Annotated in this window: 14 protein-coding genes; 8 read left to right on the top strand and 6 right to left on the bottom strand. The window is 73.6% G+C overall.

Annotated elements, in window-relative coordinates; translation table 11 throughout:
- Positions 1-198: 198 nt before the first annotated feature.
- Positions 199-1,764: a histidine ammonia-lyase gene (gene hutH, locus OG946_RS23630; protein WP_326800351.1), complete on the bottom strand. Its 1,566-nt coding sequence runs from the start codon at positions 1,762-1,764 to the stop codon at positions 199-201.
- A gap of 174 nt (positions 1,765-1,938) precedes the next feature.
- On the opposite strand from hutH, the gene OG946_RS23625 reads away from it, so the two are divergent.
- Positions 1,939-2,718, top strand: a complete 780-nt coding sequence (locus OG946_RS23625; protein WP_326798013.1) for an enoyl-CoA hydratase/isomerase family protein — start codon at positions 1,939-1,941, stop codon at positions 2,716-2,718.
- 81 nt (positions 2,719-2,799) lie between these two features.
- Positions 2,800-3,903: a GGDEF domain-containing protein gene (locus OG946_RS23620; protein ID WP_326798012.1), complete on the top strand. Its 1,104-nt coding sequence runs from the start codon at positions 2,800-2,802 to the stop codon at positions 3,901-3,903.
- Between the two features lie 7 nt (positions 3,904-3,910).
- On the opposite strand, the gene OG946_RS23615 is transcribed toward OG946_RS23620, so the two are convergent.
- Both OG946_RS23615 and OG946_RS23610 read right to left on the bottom strand, forming a co-directional pair.
- Entirely contained in the window at positions 3,911-5,110 is a 1,200-nt protein-coding gene (locus tag OG946_RS23615; RefSeq protein WP_442814637.1) for an adenylate/guanylate cyclase domain-containing protein, read from the bottom strand.
- Positions 5,111-5,233: 123 nt separating this feature from the next.
- Positions 5,234-6,100 carry a biotin--[acetyl-CoA-carboxylase] ligase gene (locus OG946_RS23610; protein WP_326798010.1) on the bottom strand — a complete coding sequence of 289 codons (867 nt, stop codon included), beginning with the start codon at positions 6,098-6,100 and terminating at the stop codon, positions 5,234-5,236.
- A 227-nt stretch (positions 6,101-6,327) separates the two neighbouring features.
- Here OG946_RS23610 and OG946_RS23605 point away from each other — a divergent pair, with 227 nt between their 5' ends.
- The 4 genes from OG946_RS23605 to OG946_RS23590 all read left to right on the top strand — a co-directional run bounded on the left by OG946_RS23605 (position 6,328) and on the right by OG946_RS23590 (position 9,137).
- Positions 6,328-7,935, top strand: coding sequence for an acyl-CoA carboxylase subunit beta (locus OG946_RS23605; RefSeq protein ID WP_442814460.1), 1,608 nt, complete (start codon positions 6,328-6,330; stop codon positions 7,933-7,935).
- A 24-nt stretch (positions 7,936-7,959) separates the two neighbouring features.
- Positions 7,960-8,172, top strand: a complete 213-nt coding sequence (locus OG946_RS23600; protein WP_326798009.1) for an acyl-CoA carboxylase epsilon subunit — start codon at positions 7,960-7,962, stop codon at positions 8,170-8,172.
- 72 nt (positions 8,173-8,244) lie between these two features.
- The gene (gene mmpB / locus OG946_RS23595) at positions 8,245-8,391 is read left to right on the top strand and encodes a morphogenic membrane protein MmpB (protein ID WP_326798008.1); all 147 of its coding nucleotides are present in this window, start codon (positions 8,245-8,247) and stop codon (positions 8,389-8,391) included.
- Positions 8,392-8,528: 137 nt separating this feature from the next.
- Positions 8,529-9,137, top strand: coding sequence for a Maf family protein (locus OG946_RS23590; RefSeq protein WP_326798007.1), 609 nt, complete (start codon positions 8,529-8,531; stop codon positions 9,135-9,137).
- 54 nt (positions 9,138-9,191) lie between these two features.
- Here OG946_RS23590 and OG946_RS23585 read toward each other — a convergent pair whose 3' ends face one another.
- Positions 9,192-9,623, bottom strand: coding sequence for a hypothetical protein (locus OG946_RS23585; RefSeq protein WP_326798006.1), 432 nt, complete (start codon positions 9,621-9,623; stop codon positions 9,192-9,194).
- A 409-nt stretch (positions 9,624-10,032) separates the two neighbouring features.
- Between OG946_RS23585 and OG946_RS23580 the strand changes: the two genes are divergently transcribed.
- Complete coding sequence (locus tag OG946_RS23580; RefSeq protein WP_326798005.1) at positions 10,033-11,790, top strand: acetyl/propionyl/methylcrotonyl-CoA carboxylase subunit alpha; 1,758 nt, start codon at positions 10,033-10,035, stop codon at positions 11,788-11,790.
- A gap of 84 nt (positions 11,791-11,874) precedes the next feature.
- On the opposite strand, the gene OG946_RS23575 is transcribed toward OG946_RS23580, so the two are convergent.
- The gene (locus OG946_RS23575) at positions 11,875-13,305 is read right to left on the bottom strand and encodes an MFS transporter (RefSeq protein WP_326798004.1); all 1,431 of its coding nucleotides are present in this window, start codon (positions 13,303-13,305) and stop codon (positions 11,875-11,877) included.
- Between the two features lie 118 nt (positions 13,306-13,423).
- On the opposite strand from OG946_RS23575, the gene OG946_RS23570 reads away from it, so the two are divergent.
- Positions 13,424-14,002: a TetR/AcrR family transcriptional regulator gene (locus OG946_RS23570; RefSeq protein ID WP_326798003.1), complete on the top strand. Its 579-nt coding sequence runs from the start codon at positions 13,424-13,426 to the stop codon at positions 14,000-14,002.
- A 366-nt stretch (positions 14,003-14,368) separates the two neighbouring features.
- Here OG946_RS23570 and OG946_RS23565 read toward each other — a convergent pair whose 3' ends face one another.
- The gene (locus OG946_RS23565) at positions 14,369-15,313 is read right to left on the bottom strand and encodes a DeoR/GlpR family DNA-binding transcription regulator (protein WP_442814636.1); all 945 of its coding nucleotides are present in this window, start codon (positions 15,311-15,313) and stop codon (positions 14,369-14,371) included.
- Positions 15,314-15,490: the final 177 nt, after the last annotated feature.

The raw sequence follows: 15,490 nt of genomic DNA, 5'->3' as shown, positions 1-15,490 counted from the left end.
CCCCTTCACCGCGAAGGGCGCGATGCCCTACCTCACGGAGGAGGACGCCCAGTCCCCACTAGTCCGTTCCGTCCTGCCACCCCACTGTGGCACACGCCACGGACGCTCCTGACCTGTCGTCGGGCACATCGCCTCACAACCGGCCGGAAGGAGAGGGAACGGCGCAGGTCAGCGCCCATTCGATCAGATTGCGACGAATCAGGAAAGAGGCCCTGTGACGGACTCCACCGCCGCGACGAGCCGCCCGGAACGGATGAATCCCTCCGCCGCGGCCAGATCCGGCGACAGGAACCGGTCGTCCCCCGGCCCCGCGACCCCCGCGTCGCGCACGGCGCGCAGCACGGCCTGCGTGGCGGGCGCCGGCGTGAGTCCGGCGCGCAACTCGACGGCGCGGGTGGCCGCGTACATCTCGACGGCCAGCACCTTGGTCAGATGATCGATCGCGGTACGCAGCTTGCGCGCCGCGGACCAGCCCATCGAGACGTGGTCCTCCTGCATCGCCGACGACGGGATGGAGTCGGCCGACGCCGGCACGGCCAGCCGCTTCAATTCGCTGACCAGCGCGGCCTGCGTGTACTGGGCGATCATCAGGCCCGAGTCCACGCCGGGGTCGCCGGCCAGGAAGGCGGGCAGGCCGTGGCTGCGGTTCTTGTCCAGCAGCCGGTCGGTGCGGCGCTCGGCGATGGAGCCGAGGTCGGCGGCGGCGACGGCGAGGAAGTCCAGGACGTACGCGACGGGGGCGCCGTGGAAGTTGCCGTTGGACTCGACCCGGCCGTCGATCACCACCGGGTTGTCGACGGCGGCGGCCAGTTCGCGCTCCGCCACCGTACGGGCGTGGGCGAGGGTGTCCCGGCCGGCGCCCGCGACCTGCGGCGCGCAGCGCACGGAGTAGGCGTCCTGCACCCGGGGCGCGGCGGGCAGGCCGTCGTGGCCGGTCTGGTGGTGGCCGGTGAGGCCGGAGCCGTCGAGCACCTTGAGCATGTTGGCGGCGCTGGCGGCCTGGCCGGGGTGGGGGCGTACGGCGTGCAGCTCGGGCGCGAGCACCCGGTCCGTGCCGAGCAGGGCCTCCAGGGTGAGCGCGGCGGTGACGTCGGCGGCGGTGAGCAGCGCGGCGAGGTCGGCGCAGGCCATGAGCAGCATGCCGAGCATCCCGTCGGTGCCGTTGAGCAGCGCGAGGCCCTCCTTCTCTCGCAGCGTCACGGGCGCGAGGCCGTGCGCCGCGAGCAGGTCCGCGGCGGGGCGCACGGTGCCGTCGGGGCCTTCGGCGTCGCCCTCCCCCATGAGCGCCAGCGCGCAGTGCGAGAGGGGGGCGAGGTCGCCGGAGCAGCCGAGGGAGCCGTACTCGTGGACGACGGGGGTGATGCCGGCGTTGAGCATCCCGGCCATCGCCTGCGCGACCTCGGGGCGTACGCCGGTGTGGCCGGAGGCCAGCGTCTTCAGGCGCAGGAACATCAGCGCCCGTACGACCTCGCGCTCCACCCGCGGGCCCATGCCGGCCGCGTGTGAGCGGACGATGTTGCGCTGGAGCTGCACGCGCAGGTCGGGGCTGATGTGCCGGACGGCGAGCGCGCCGAAGCCGGTCGAGACCCCGTACACCGGGTCGGGCTTGGCGGCGAGGTCGTCCACGACGCGGCGCGCGGCGGCGAGCGCGTCGAGGGCGCGTACGGACAGCTCGACCGGGGCGCCGCGGCGGGCGACGGTGAGGACGTCGTCCGCGGTGGTGCCGGCGGGCCCGAGGACGACGGGCGCGGGGCGGGAGTGCATATTCATATTCAGGAACCTTACGAACTGAATCCTGAGCTGTCACGGGCGCTGCGCGGACCCCCTCGCGGGACGTCCAACTGATCAGAAAACACACTTGGTCGGCTCTGGCGCGCCACGGTCGCACGCACTACGTTAGCGAGCGTTAACGCCACGAGCCGCCGGAGGCAGATTCGCATGGGCGAGGGCATCGCCGTCCGCACGCACGAGCACGTCGCCGAGCTGGTCCTCGACCGGCCGGAGGCCATGAACGCCGTCTCCACCGGGCTGGCCCGCGCGCTCACCGAGACCACCGCGCGGCTGGCCGCCGACGCCTCCGTACGGGCCGTGGTCCTCACCTCCAGCCACGAGCGCGCGTTCTGCGTCGGCGCGGACCTCAAGGAGCGCAACGCCTTCACCGACGCCGACATGCACCGCCACCGCCCCACGTCGCGGGCCGCGTACACGGGGGTGCTGGAGCTGCCGATGCCGGCCATCGCGGCGGTGCACGGCTTCGCGCTCGGCGGGGGGTACGAGCTGGCGCTGTCCTGCGACTTCATCGTCGCCGACGAGACCGCGGTGGTCGGGCTGCCGGAGGTGTCGGTCGGGGTGGTGCCGGGCGGCGGCGGGACACAGTTGCTGCCCCGCCGGGTGGGCTCCGCGCGCGCCGCGGAGCTGATCTTCACCGCGCGCCGGGTGGAGGCGGCGGAGGCCCACGCGCTGGGTCTGGTCGACCGGCTGGTGCCGGCGGGCGAGGCCCGTACGACGGCGCTGGAGCTGGCCCGCCGGATCGCGGGCAACTCGCCGGTGGGCGTACGGGCCGCGAAGCGGGCGCTGCGGCTGGGCTACGGGCGGGAGCTGCGGGCGGGGCTGGAGATCGAGGACGCGGCCTGGCACCGGACGGCGCTGTCGGCGGACCGGAAGGAAGGCGTGGCCGCGTTCAACGAGAAGCGCAAGCCGGAGTGGCCGGGGACGTGAGGGGCGAAGGGGGTCGCCTCCCTCATAGTGGGCAATCAGCCTAAATCCTGCAAATGCGGATCGATTGCCTACCCTGGAGCCGTGACGGGCAACGGCCGGCCCCCGGACGAACCGCTGCGCGCCGTGGTCGAGCTGGCCCGGGCGCTGGCGGAGGCGGTCACGCCCCACGACACGGTGCGTGCGGCGGCGGCGGGTGCCAGGCGCGCGCTGGCCGGATCGTTCGCGGCGGTGTCCGTCTGGGAGCGGGAGCGCGGGCGGCTGCGGGTGCTCGTCAACGACGGCGAGCGGACGCCCGACGAGGAGGAGTTCCCGCCGGACGAGTCGTATCCCCTGCGCGACTTTCCCGACCTGGCCTCGACCGGCGGCGCCCGGACGGCGACGTCCGGCTCTCCGGGACCGCGGGGGGAGATGCTGCGGCGGCGCGGGCGGGGCAGTTGCCTCTTCGCGCCGATCCTGGTGCACGGGCGGGCGTGGGGTGAGCTGTACGTGGCCCGCCCGCGCGGCGCGGCCGCCTTCGGCCCGTACGACGAGAGCTTCGCGGCGGCGCTGAGCGCGGTGGTGGCGGCGGGGCTGGCGCAGACGGAGCGGCTGGAGGAGGCGCGGCGGCTGGCGTTCACGGACCCGCTGACGGGGCTGGCCAACCGCCGGGCGCTGGACCTGCGGCTGGACGAGGCGGTGGAGCAGCACCGGGCGGAGGGCACGGTGGTCAGCCTCGTGGTCTGCGACGTCAACGGCCTCAAGGAGGTCAACGACTCCCTCGGCCACGCGGGCGGCGACCGCCTGCTGGAACGATTCGGCTCGCTGCTGTCGCTGCACGGGGCGGCGCTGCCGGACACGTTGGCCGCCCGGCTGGGCGGCGACGAGTTCTGCCTGCTGTCGGCGGGACCGCCGGCGGACGACGTGGTGCGGACGGCGACGGAGTTGTGCGCGCGGGCGGCGACCCTGGAGCCGGGCCGGGGGGTCGCGTGCGGGGTGGCGTCGACGGGGGACCCGATCGGCCGGGTGCTGTCGGGGCGGCGGCTGCTGCGGCTGGCGGACGCGGCGCAGTACGCGGCGAAGGGGGCGGGTTCTGAGGGTCCGGTGGTGGCGGGCCGGGACAGGGAGGTGACGAGGATGGCGGACGACCCACCGCGGGGGCGGAGCAGGCGGGCGTTCCGGGGGCGGCAGTGGGGAAGTCGGGAGTAGGAGACCCTCAGCCGCGGCGGCTCAGCAGCCAGGGCTCCACCACGCCAAGACCCCGCACCGGGCGCTGCCACATGGGCTGGAGCGCGAAGCGGTACGACGGGGCCTCCTCCGTGCCGCCCTCCGCCGCCGCCTTCTCCGCCGCCGTGGCCGCCGCCTCCGACTCCGGGGCGTCGCCGTCCCGTATCAGCTCCGCGGCGAAGTCGCCGTGGACCAGCACCGTGTCCTTCGGCGCGATCGACGTCAGCCGCGACGCCAGGTTGACCGTCGTGCCGAACACGTCGCCCATCCGCGTCGTCACCGTGCCGAACGCGATGCCCACCCGCAGCTCCGGCATCGTCTCGTCGTGGGCCAGTGTCTCGATCAGACGGATGCCGATCTCCGCCGCCGTGCCCGCGTCGTCCGCGGAGAACAGCACCTCGTCGCCCAGGGTCTTGATGAGCCGGCCGCCGTGGGCGGCGACCAGGTCGGCGGCGGTGGTCTCGAACGCCTCGACCAGCTCGCCCAGCTCCTCCTCCTCCAGCCGCCGGGTCAGCCGGGTGAAGCCCACCAGGTCGGCGAAGCCCACCGCGAGGCGGCGGTCGACCATCTCGTCGTCGTCCTGCGCCTGGACGACGCGGCCGGTGGCCGCGGCGAGCTGGCGGCGCCAGACGTAGACGAGGAACTCCTCCAGCTCCGGGAGCAGCAGCTCGACCAGCGGGTAGGCGATCTCCGTACGGGACATGCCCTCCTGCGGCTCGGTGAGCCCTTCGAGGAAGGAGTCGATCTGCCAGTCCGCCAGCCGGGCCGTGGTCTGCCCGGTGGAGCGCGCCACCTGCACCGCCATGCCCTCGCTCAGCAGCCCGGCCTCCACCAGGCCCGCCAGCCGGCGCAGGGCCAGCACGTCGGCCTCGGTGAGCGCCTTGGCCTGGCCGATGTCGGCGAAGCCCATGGCGCGCCAGAAGCGGGCCGCCAGCTCCATCGGCACGCCCGCGGCGCGGGCGGCCTGGAAGGGCGTGTAGCGGCGGTCGGAGCCCAGGATGAGCTGCTCGATGCGGATCGCGATCGGGTCGTCTTCGCTCTCCGGATCAACCGGTTCGTCCGGCTCTTCCGGGGCCGCCGGACCTTCCGGACCCTCCGGGTCTGCTACGCCCCCGGCGGCGCCCGCCGCGCCCGCCGCGTCGTCGGTGCCCGAAGCGCCCGCAGCGCCCTCCGAGCCGTCAGGACCCACCGGGCCCCTCGGCTCCTCCGCACCGGAGGAGCCCGCAACCTCACTCACCGGCTGCCCCCTCCACCCGTCCGTTCCCTGGCCACCGCCCTTGCGGTCTCAACGATACGGGAAGTGTGGCCCAGCTCACTCCGCTTCGGCCGCGGACCGCAGGTGCACCACGTCCCCCGCGCTGACCGGCTCCGCCAGCCCCGCCGCCGTCGCCAGCACCAGCCGGCCGTCGCCGTCCACCGCGACGGCCTCCCCCGTCACCGCAGTGCCGCCCGGCAGCTCCGCGCGGACCTGCCGGCCGAGCGTCGCGCAGCCCGCCGCGTACGTCTCCTGCAGCCGGGCGCCGGCCGGGTCGCCGCCGGCGGTACGCCAGCTTCCGTACCACCGCTCCAGCGATCGCAGCATCGCGCGCAGCAGCGGATCCCGGTCGGTGACCTTCGCGCCCGCCAGGGCCAGCGAGCCGGCCTGCGGGACGGGCAGTTCACCGGCGCGCAGGGTGACGTTGATGCCGATGCCGAGGACCACGGACTCGCTCGCGGCATCGGGGCGCTCCACGAGGATGCCGCCCGCCTTGCGCTCCTCGCCTCCGACGGTCACGAGCACGTCGTTCGGCCACTTCAGCGCCGTGTCCACGCCCGCGGCCCGCGGCAGCGCGGTCGCCACGGCGACGCCCGCGAGCAGCGGCAGCCAGCCCCACCGGCTGACGGGTACGCCCTCCGGGCGCAGCAGTACGGAGAAGAAGAGCCCCGACCGGGGCGGTGCCGACCACCGGCGCTCCAGCCGGCCGCGCCCCGCCGTCTGCTCCTCGGCGACGAGCACCGCGCCCTCGGGCGCCCCTTCGCGGGCGCGCGCGGCGAGGTCGGCGTTCGTGGAGCCGGTGGCCTCGACGACGTCGAGCGACGTCCACAGCCCCCCGGTCCGTACGAGCGCCCGGCGCAGCGCGTCGGCGTTCAGCGGCGGACGGTCGAGGTCGGACCAGCGGCTTCCCCGATCTGCACTCATACGGCCACCCTAGGGCCAGACATCGGCCCCACCGCCGCCGACGCCACGGGGCCCTTACGCCCGTCGCGGATCGGCGTCAGCACCGCCCCGGCGACGCCACGCGGCGGGTGTGGCCAACGCCGCACCCGTAGGGCGGCCGGGCGCCGATAGCCTACGTAGCGGTAAGTCCCGCACTCCCCCGGGTCCCCCGCCCGGAGGCGCCCCCGACGAGCAGGAGCTGCACCGCGATGGCCATGGCCCAGGAGCCCCCCGCCGAGATGGCGGACAGCCACACGACGGGCGGCCGGCTCGCCGATCTGAGCCGGCGGATCGAGGAGGCCACGCACGCCGGGTCGGCGCGCGCGGTGGAGAAGCAGCACGCGAAAGGCAAGCTGACCGCGCGCGAGCGGGTCGACCTGCTGCTGGACGACGGGTCGTTCACGGAGCTGGACGAGTTCGCCCGGCACCGCGCGACGAACTTCGGCATCGAGGCGAACCGCCCGTACGGCGACGGCGTGGTCACCGGCTACGGGACCGTCGACGGCCGCCCCGTCGTGGTGTATTCGCAGGACTTCACGGTCTTCGGCGGCTCCCTCGGCGAGGTCTACGGCGAGAAGATCGTCAAGGCGATGGACTTCGCCATGAAGACCGGCTGCCCGATCATCGGCATCAACGACGGCGGCGGCGCGCGTATCCAGGAGGGTGTCGTCGCGCTGGGTCTCTTCGCGGAGATCTTCCGCCGCAACGTGCACGGCTCGGGTGTCGTCCCGCAGATCAGCGTCATCGTCGGCCCGTGCGCGGGCGGCGCGGTGTACTCCCCCGCCATCACGGACTTCACCGTCATGGTGGACGGCATCTCGCACATGTTCATCACGGGCCCCGACGTCATCAAGACCGTCACCGGCGAGGACGTCGGCTTCGAGGAGCTGGGCGGCGCCCGTACGCACAACACCACCTCCGGTGTCGCCCACCACATGGCGGGCGACGAGAAGGACGCCTTCGAGTACGTCAAGGCGCTGCTGTCGTACCTGCCGTCGAACAACCTCAGTGACCCGCCCGCCTTCCCCGAGGAGGGCGAGGCGTCGGTCACGGACGAGGACCGGGAGCTGGACACCCTCATCCCGGACTCGGCGAGCCAGCCGTACGACATGCACGCCGCCATCGAACACGTGCTGGACGACCGCGAGTTCCTGGAGACCCAGGCGCTGTACGCGCCGAACATCATCACCGGCTTCGGCCGCGTCGAGGGCCACCCCGTCGGCGTCGTCGCCAACCAGCCGATGCAGTTCGCCGGCTGCCTGGACATCAAGGCCAGCGAGAAGGCCGCCCGGTTCGTGCGCACCTGCGACGCGTTCAACGTCCCCGTGCTCACCTTCGTCGACGTCCCCGGCTTCCTGCCGGGCACGGACCAGGAGTACGACGGCATCATCCGCCGCGGCGCCAAGCTCATCTACGCCTACGCCGAGGCCACCGTGCCGCTGATCACGGTGATCACCCGCAAGGCGTTCGGCGGCGCGTACGACGTCATGGGCTCCAAGCACCTCGGCGCGGACCTGAACCTGGCGTGGCCCACCGCGCGGATCGCCGTCATGGGCGCGCAGGGCGCGGTCAACATCCTGTACCGCCGCACGCTCGCCGCCATCGAGGACGAGCAGGAGCGGGAGGCGCGGCGCGAGGAGCTGATCAGGGAGTACGAGGACGCGCTGCTGAACCCGTATGCGGCGGCGGAACGCGGGTATGTGGACGCCGTCATCATGCCGTCGGAGACGCGGCGGCAGGTGGCGAAGGGGCTGCGGGTGCTGCGCACCAAGCGGGAGACGCTGCCGCCGAAGAAGCACGGGAACATCCCGCTGTAGCGCGGCGGGAGTCGAGGAGGGCCGATGTCCGACGAGATCAAGGTCGTCCGGGGCAACCCGACGGCGGAGGAACTGGCGGCGGCGCTGGCGGTGGTCCAGGCGCGGGCGGTGTCGTCCGCGCCGGGCGGGCGGGGCGGGCCGGCCGGCGAGTGGGCGGATCCGGCGCGGCGGGTGCTGGCCCGGCGGACGCCGCAGCCGGGGCCGAAGGCGTGGCGTACGACGTACTGGCCGTCGTAGGAGGGCCGCGCCGCACGTAATTGAGTACCCGTACTCAGGCGCGCGGGGGCGCGGGACCGGCACCATCGGAAGATGCTCTGGTCCGACCCTCCAGACGAGCCCGACGCGGAGTTGCGTGCGGCGGAACGGCGGCTGCGCCGCGCCGGATGGCTGCTTGCGCTGGCGGCGGTGGTGACGATGGCGCTGGGGGCGGCGGGACCCGGCGTACTGCCCACGTGAGCCGCCGGCGTGAGCCGCCGGCGTACGGGCGCCGCGGCCCCCTGGCACGTGCACAAGTCGTCGTGCGTGCATGACGACTTGTGCACCGGTGCCCGTGCCCGGCGGCGATGTCATCGCCGCCGCCTACGATGACGCCCATGACCCACCACCCCGCCCGCACGCTCGTGCTCGCGTCGCAGTCCCCCGCCCGGCTCGCCCTGCTCCGGCAGGCGGGGCTCGCGCCCGAGGTCGTCGTCAGCGGTGTCGACGAGGACGCCGTGACCGCCGCGACCCCTGCGGAGCTGGCGCTGGTGCTCGCCGAGGCGAAGGCCGGCGCCGTGGCCGCGCGTCCGGAGGCGGCGGGGGCGCTGGTCGTCGGCTGCGACTCGGTGCTGGAGCTGGACGGCAGGGCGCTGGGCAAGCCGGTGGACGCCGAGGACGCCACGGCGCGGTGGAAGGCGATGCGGGGCCGCTCGGGGGTGCTGCAGACGGGGCACTGCGTGATCGACACGGAATCGGGGCGGCGGGCGAGCGCGACCGCGGGGACGGTGGTGCGGTTCGGCGAGCCGAGCGACGCCGAGATCGCGGCGTACGTGGCGACGGGCGAACCGCTGTACGTGGCCGGGGCGTTCACCATCGACGGCCGCTCGTCGGCGTTCATCGACGGCATCGACGGCGACCACGGCAACGTCGTGGGGATCTCGCTGCCACTGCTGCGCCGGCTGCTCGCGGAGTTGGGGGTGCAGATCACGGATCTGTGGGCGTAGGGCGCCTTCAGGACCTTACGGGATGCCGCGCGGCGGCGGTGGAGACGAAGCGGCTCAGGCCGCCGGCGCCGGCTCGGCGCCGCCCTCCGCCTGCCGTACGGGGACGTCCTCGGCGGTCAACGTCAGCACGATCAGGCCGAAGAGCACCATCAGCCCCGCGAACGCCGCCCAGCCCACGAGGCCCACGGCCAGCGCCGCCAGCACCGCATGCAGCACGGCGCAGCTCACCAGCAGGATCCGCCCGGCGCGCCCGGGGGCCCGGTCCCGTACCGCGATGCGCAACGCGACCGCGCAGCAGCACAGCAGATAGAGCCCGATCGCGACACCCGCTGCGCGCGTGGAGGCGGACATGAGACCGGAGTCGAGGCCGGCGAGGGACATGTCCTGGCGGTCGACGACCGAGCCCAGGACGAAGTGCACGACGGTCAGTGCGACCGCGTCGGCGAACAGCGCGGCGCCCGCCACCGCGGCGGCGGTTCTGCGCATGGCGGCACCCCCTGGCCCAGGTCCGTACGGCCCTTTCACGCTACTGATGGGTAGTCCGGGGCGGCAAGGGTGCGCGCACGATGGACATGCGAGGGAACACGCGACGGGCGCACGACAGGCTTGCGCCATGGATCCGACCGGACGGGCGACCCGAAAAGATTCCGTCTCGCCTTCGTATGGTTCCCACAAAAAGATGCGCCGTCCATCTGCTCAATGCGCGCGAGACCTTGGCCACACGCCGGTTTCGCGCGCACGGCCCGGGATGCGGCGTACCTTGGGAACTCAGGGCTACGCGCCCGAGTGCGGCGGCGCGGATCACCCTCTGTGTGGGAAAGCTCACCTCCGGGATCCCGCAGCGCAGAGGTGTCGCCATTACCTAAAATCTCGGTGTTCCGAGAAGGGAGCCAACGTGCGCAAGGTGCTCATCGCCAACCGTGGCGAAATCGCCGTCCGGGTAGCCCGCGCCTGCCGGGACGCCGGTATCGCCAGCGTGGCCGTCTACGCCGCGCCGGACCGGGACGCACTCCACGTCCGCGTGGCCGACGAGGCTTTCGCGCTCGGCGGTGACACCCCGGCCACGAGCTACCTCGACATCGGCAAGGTGCTTCAGGCCGCCGGGGACTCCGGCGCGGACGCCGTCCACCCGGGGTACGGGTTCCTGTCGGAGAACGCCGAGTTCGCCCAGGCCGTCCTCGACGCCGGACTGACGTGGATCGGCCCGCCCCCGCAGGCGATCCGCGACCTCGGCGACAAGGTGTCCGCCCGGCACATCGCCCAGCGCGCCGGCGCGCCGCTGGTGGCCGGCACGAAGGACCCGGTCGGGGGCGTCGAGGAGGTCACGGCGTTCGCGGAGGAGCACGGGCTGCCGATCGCCATCAAGGCCGCCTTCGGCGGCGGCGGTCGCGGGCTGAAGGTCGCCCGCACCCTCGAAGAGGTCCCCGAGCTGTACGAGTCGGCGGTCCGCGAGGCGATCGCCGCGTTCGGCCGCGGCGAGTGCTTCGTCGAGCGCTATCTCGACCGCCCGCGGCACGTGGAGACGCAGTGCCTCGCGGACAAGCACGGGAACGTGGTCGTGGTCTCCACCCGGGACTGCTCGCTGCAGCGCCGCCACCAGAAGCTGGTGGAGGAGGCGCCGGCGCCGTTCCTGTCGCCGAAGCAGAACGCCGAGCTGTACCGGGCGTCGAAGGCGATCCTCCGGGAGGCGCGCTACGAGGGCGCGGGCACCTGCGAGTTCCTCGTCGGCCAGGACGGCACGATCTCCTTCCTGGAGGTCAACACCCGGCTCCAGGTGGAGCACCCGGTGACCGAGGAGGTCACGGGCATCGACCTGGTGCGGGAGATGTTCCGTATCGCCGACGGCGAGGAACTGGGGTATGACGACCCGCCGGTGCGGGGGCACTCCTTCGAGTTCCGTATCAACGGCGAGGACCCGGGGCGCAACTTCCTGCCCGCCCCCGGCACCGTGACTGCCTTCGAGCCGCCGGCCGGCCCCGGCGTGCGGCTGGACGCGGGCGTGGAGGCCGGGAGCGTGATCGGCCCGGCGTGGGACTCACTGCTGGCCAAGCTCATCGTCACGGGCGCGACCCGGCAGCAGGCGCTGCAGCGCGCGGCGCGCGCGCTGGACGAGTTCACGGTCTCCGGGATGGCGACGGCGCTGCCGTTCCACCGTGCGGTGGTACGGGATCCGGCGTTCGCGCCGGCCTCGGCGATCGAGCCGTTCAGCGTCCACACCCGGTGGATCGAGACGGAGTTCGCGGGCGGCATCCCCCCGTTCGCCGGCGGCGCGGACGCCGACGAGGCGGAGGAGAGCCGCGAGACGCTGGTCGTCGAGGTCGGCGGCAAGCGGCTGGAGGTGTCGCTGCCGTCGTCGCTCGGCGCGGTCGCCTCGGCGGCGGCCGGGCGGTCGAAGCCGAAGCGGCGGGCGGCGAAGAAGTCGGGCTCGGCGGTCTCGGGCGACGCGCTGGCCTCGCCCATGCAGGGCACGATCGTGAAGGTGGCGGTCGAGGAGGGGCAGCAGGTCGCGGAGGGCGATCTGGTGATCGTGCTGGAGGCGATGAAGATGGAGCAGCCCATCAACGCCCATCGCGCGGGCACGGTCAAGGATCTCGCGGCGGAGATGGGCGCGACGCTCACGTCCGGCGCGGTCATCTGCGAGATCAAGGACTGACGCGAATCTGACGCGAATCTGACGCGGACTGACGCGGACTGACGCGGTCGGGGGCGGGCCAGAGGGCCCGCCCCCGACGCGGTTTCACGGCGTACGGGTCACGTTCCGGGCCCCGGCCATCAGCAGCAGCGCGACCGCGGAGAACGCCGCCGCGGCGGTGAACGCGGCGCCCGTACCGTCGAAGAACGTGTGCCCCGAGGAGTGCCGCAGGCCCACGTCGAAGACGGAGACCAGGACGGACAGGCCCAGGCTGCCGCCGACGTACTGCATCGTCTGCAGCAGCCCGGAGGCGGAGCCCGCGTCCTCGGGTTCGACGCCGCTGAGGATGAGCGTGGTGAGCTGCATCATCGTCAGCCCGACCCCGACGCCCATGAGCAGCAGCGGGCCCAGCAGCCCGTCGACGTAGCCGGAGGAGGCGTCGAGGCGGGTGAGCCACAGGATGCCGGCGGTGTTGAGGGTCAGCCCCGCCAGCGCGGTGCGCTTCGGCCCGAACCTGGCCTGGGCGCGCGGCGCGAAGCGCGAGGCGGCGAAGAGCGGCAGGGTGAGCGCGAGGAAGGCCAGGCCGGCGCGGAACGGGCTGTAGTCGAGGAACCGCTGCAGGTACTGGGTGGTGAAGTAGAAGACGCCGAACATCCCGGCGGGGACCATCAGCATCGTCCCGTACGAGACCGAGCGATTGCGGTCGGCGAAGAGCGACAGGACCACCAGCGGGCGGCGGACGCGGAGTTCGACGGCGAGGAAGCTGCCGAGCAGCGCCGCGGCGGCGGCGAAGGCGCCGAGGGCGAACCCGTCGCTCCAGCCCTGCTCGGCGGTGCGGATGAAGGCGTAGACGAGCGAGGTCATTCCCAGGGTGCCGAGCAGTGCGCCGAGGGCGTCGAACGGGCCGCGCTGGCGCGGGGTTTCGTCGAGGTGGCGGGGGGCGAGCCAGGCGATGGCGAGGCCGACCGGCAGGTTGATCAGGAAGACCCAGTGCCAGGACGCGAGGTCGGTGAGCGCGCCGCCGAGGACCAGGCCGAGCGCGGAGCCCGCGCCGCTGATGGAGGCGAAGACGGCGAGCGCGCGGGCGCGTTGGCGGCCTTCGGGGAAGGTGGTGGCGATCAGGGCGAGGGTGCTGGGGGCGGCGAGGGCGGCGGCGACACCCTGGGCGGTACGGGCGAACAGGAGCAGGCCGCCGCTGGGCGCGAGGCCGGCGAGGAGGGAGGCGGCGGTGAAGGCGAGCACGCCGGTGACGAGGGCGCGGCGGCGGCCGATGCGGTCGCCTATGCGGCTGCCGAGGAGCAGCAGGCCGCCGAAGGCGAGGGTGTAGAGGTTGAGGATCCAGGACATCCGGGTCGGGGAGAAGCCGAGGTCGAGCGCGATGTCGGGGAGTGCGACGTTCACCACCGTGGCGTCGACCAGGAACATGAGCTGGGTGGCGACGATCGCGGTGAGGGCGAGCCCCGGGCGGGCGCCGCGGGTCTTTCGGCTGTGACCGCGGATGCCGTGGCCGGTGGGCGTGCGCAGGGATGTGGACACAGATGTGCCTCCGGCAGAGAATGAAATGGAGGGTAGCTCCGCTTGACTATACGGAGGGTGCCTCCGTTTTCGCAATGGCATTCTGGGCGGCAGCGGGGACGACGAAGGGTGGTTGCCCATGGGAACGGTGCAGGGCCGGCCGATGCGCGCGGACGCGCGCCGCAACTACGAGCGGCTGCTCGGCGAGGCCGCGGTGGCGTTCGCCGAACACGGCGCGGACGCCTCGCTGGAGGAGATCGCGCGCCGCGCGGGCGTCGGCATCGGCACGCTGTACCGGCACTTCCCTGACCGCTTCGCGCTCATGGGCGAGGTGTTCCAGACACAGGTGGACGAGCTGGACGCGGCGGCGCGGGCGCTGACGGCGGAGGCCGGGACGCCGATGGGGGCGCTGGCGGCGTGGATGCGACGGTACGTGGACGTGTCGTCGACGATCCGCGGGATCGCGGCGACGCTGATGGACGAGGGTCTGATGGTCAACTGCAAGGAGCAGTTGCGGGAGACGGTCGAGCTGCTGGCGTCGCGCGCGCGCCGGTCCGGCGAACTGCGGGCGGACGTCGCGCCGGACGACCTCCTGCGGCTGACGAGCGCGATCGCGTACGCGGCGGAGAAGGCGTCGGCGAAGAACCCGGAGGACAAGGAGGTCGCGGACCGCCTCCTGGGCCTGACCCTGGACGGCCTACGCACCCGAAACGCCTGACGGCGGGTACCGGGGGCGCGGCCACGTGACCGACGCCCTGCGGCGCGCCCGGGGCCCGAGAGGGAGGACACGCTCGGGCGGCTGGCCCTACGGGCGGGGCCGCCGCCGGCGACGCTCCGCGCCGGGGGCGCGAGGGCTGCGCTCCGCGCGTGCTTCGGCGAGGAAGGGGCCGCCGACCCACAGCCCGACGCGCTACGAGGGGGCCTCGGGCCGGGCCGCGAGGGCAAGTACGGAGCGGGCGTAAGGCCCGCGGGACGGGGCCCGCGAGGCTACTCGCCGCGGGGCTGCTGCGGCGGGCCGCTAGGCCGCAGGACCGTGCGCTGGGCGCCGGGACCCCGGGTCGCGAATGTCGGCCGCCCCCGCCCCCTACCGGCGGCGGGGGGCCAGGTCGGCGACTCTGTTCTGGTCGGGGAGGGGGGTGGCTGGGCGCATGGCGGTGGGAGCGGGTTGGGGGGTGCGGCGTTGGCCTGGGAGGGGGACGCTGTCCTCGGTGCGGCGCCGCTCACCTCCGTGCCGGGGGTGCCGGCGGGGCGCCGGGGGGCCGCTGTCACCGCCCGCGGACTGGTCCGGGCCCGCCACCGCGATCTGCACCCCCTGGTCCGCCAGGGCCTGCAGCTCCGTCGCCGCCCGCTCGTCGTTCGGCGGCGGCTGGTCCGTGACCAGCCGCGTGATCACGTCGGTGGGCACCGTCTGGAACATCGTGTCGGTGCCCAGCTTGGAGTGGTCCGCGAGCACCACGACCTCCGCCGCCGCCTGCACCAGCGCCCGGTCGACGCTCGCCGACAGCATGTTGGACGTCGAAAGACCCCGCTCGGCGGTCAGCCCGCTGCCGGAGAGGAACGCGCGCGAGACGCGCAGCCCCTGGAGGGACTGCTCGGCACCGCTGCCCACCAGCGCGTAGTTGCTGCCGCGCAGCGTGCCGCCGGTCATCACGACTTCTACCCGGTTCGCGTGCGCCAGCGCCTGGGCGACGAGCAGGGAGTTGGTCACGACGGTGAGGCCGGGGATGCGCGCGAGCCGGCGGGCCAGCTCCTGCGTGGTCGTACCGGCACCGACGACGACGGCCTCGCCCTCCTCGACGAATCCGGCCGCCAGATCGGCGATCGCGGTCTTCTCCGCGGTCGCAAGATGTGATTTCTGCGGGAAGCCGGACTCACGGGTGAAACCGCCCGGAAGGACCGCCCCTCCGTGCCTTCGGTCCAGCAACCCTTCTGCTTCCAGGGCACGTACGTCTCGGCGTACGGTCACCTCGGAGGTCTGTACGACTCGGGCAAGCTCTCGGAGGGAAACGGCCCCATTGGCCCGCACCATTTCCAGGATCAACTGACGACGTTCTGCAGCGAACACGAAACCGACAGTAACGCCAAAGACCGTGTTCTTTCAGCCGCTTGCGTCGATGAGAAGAAAATGCCCCTTGGCGACATCAGAAGGTGGTATGGGCGCCCGGTTGCCCAACGGGCCCACGCGCGAGCCGGACCAGGTGAGGAT

The sequence above is a fragment of the Streptomyces sp. NBC_01808 genome (genome assembly GCF_035917395.1).
GTDB lineage: Bacteria > Actinomycetota > Actinomycetes > Streptomycetales > Streptomycetaceae > Streptomyces.
Note: the sequence above shows the minus strand (reverse complement) of the source record. Positions and strands in the feature narration are given on the sequence as shown.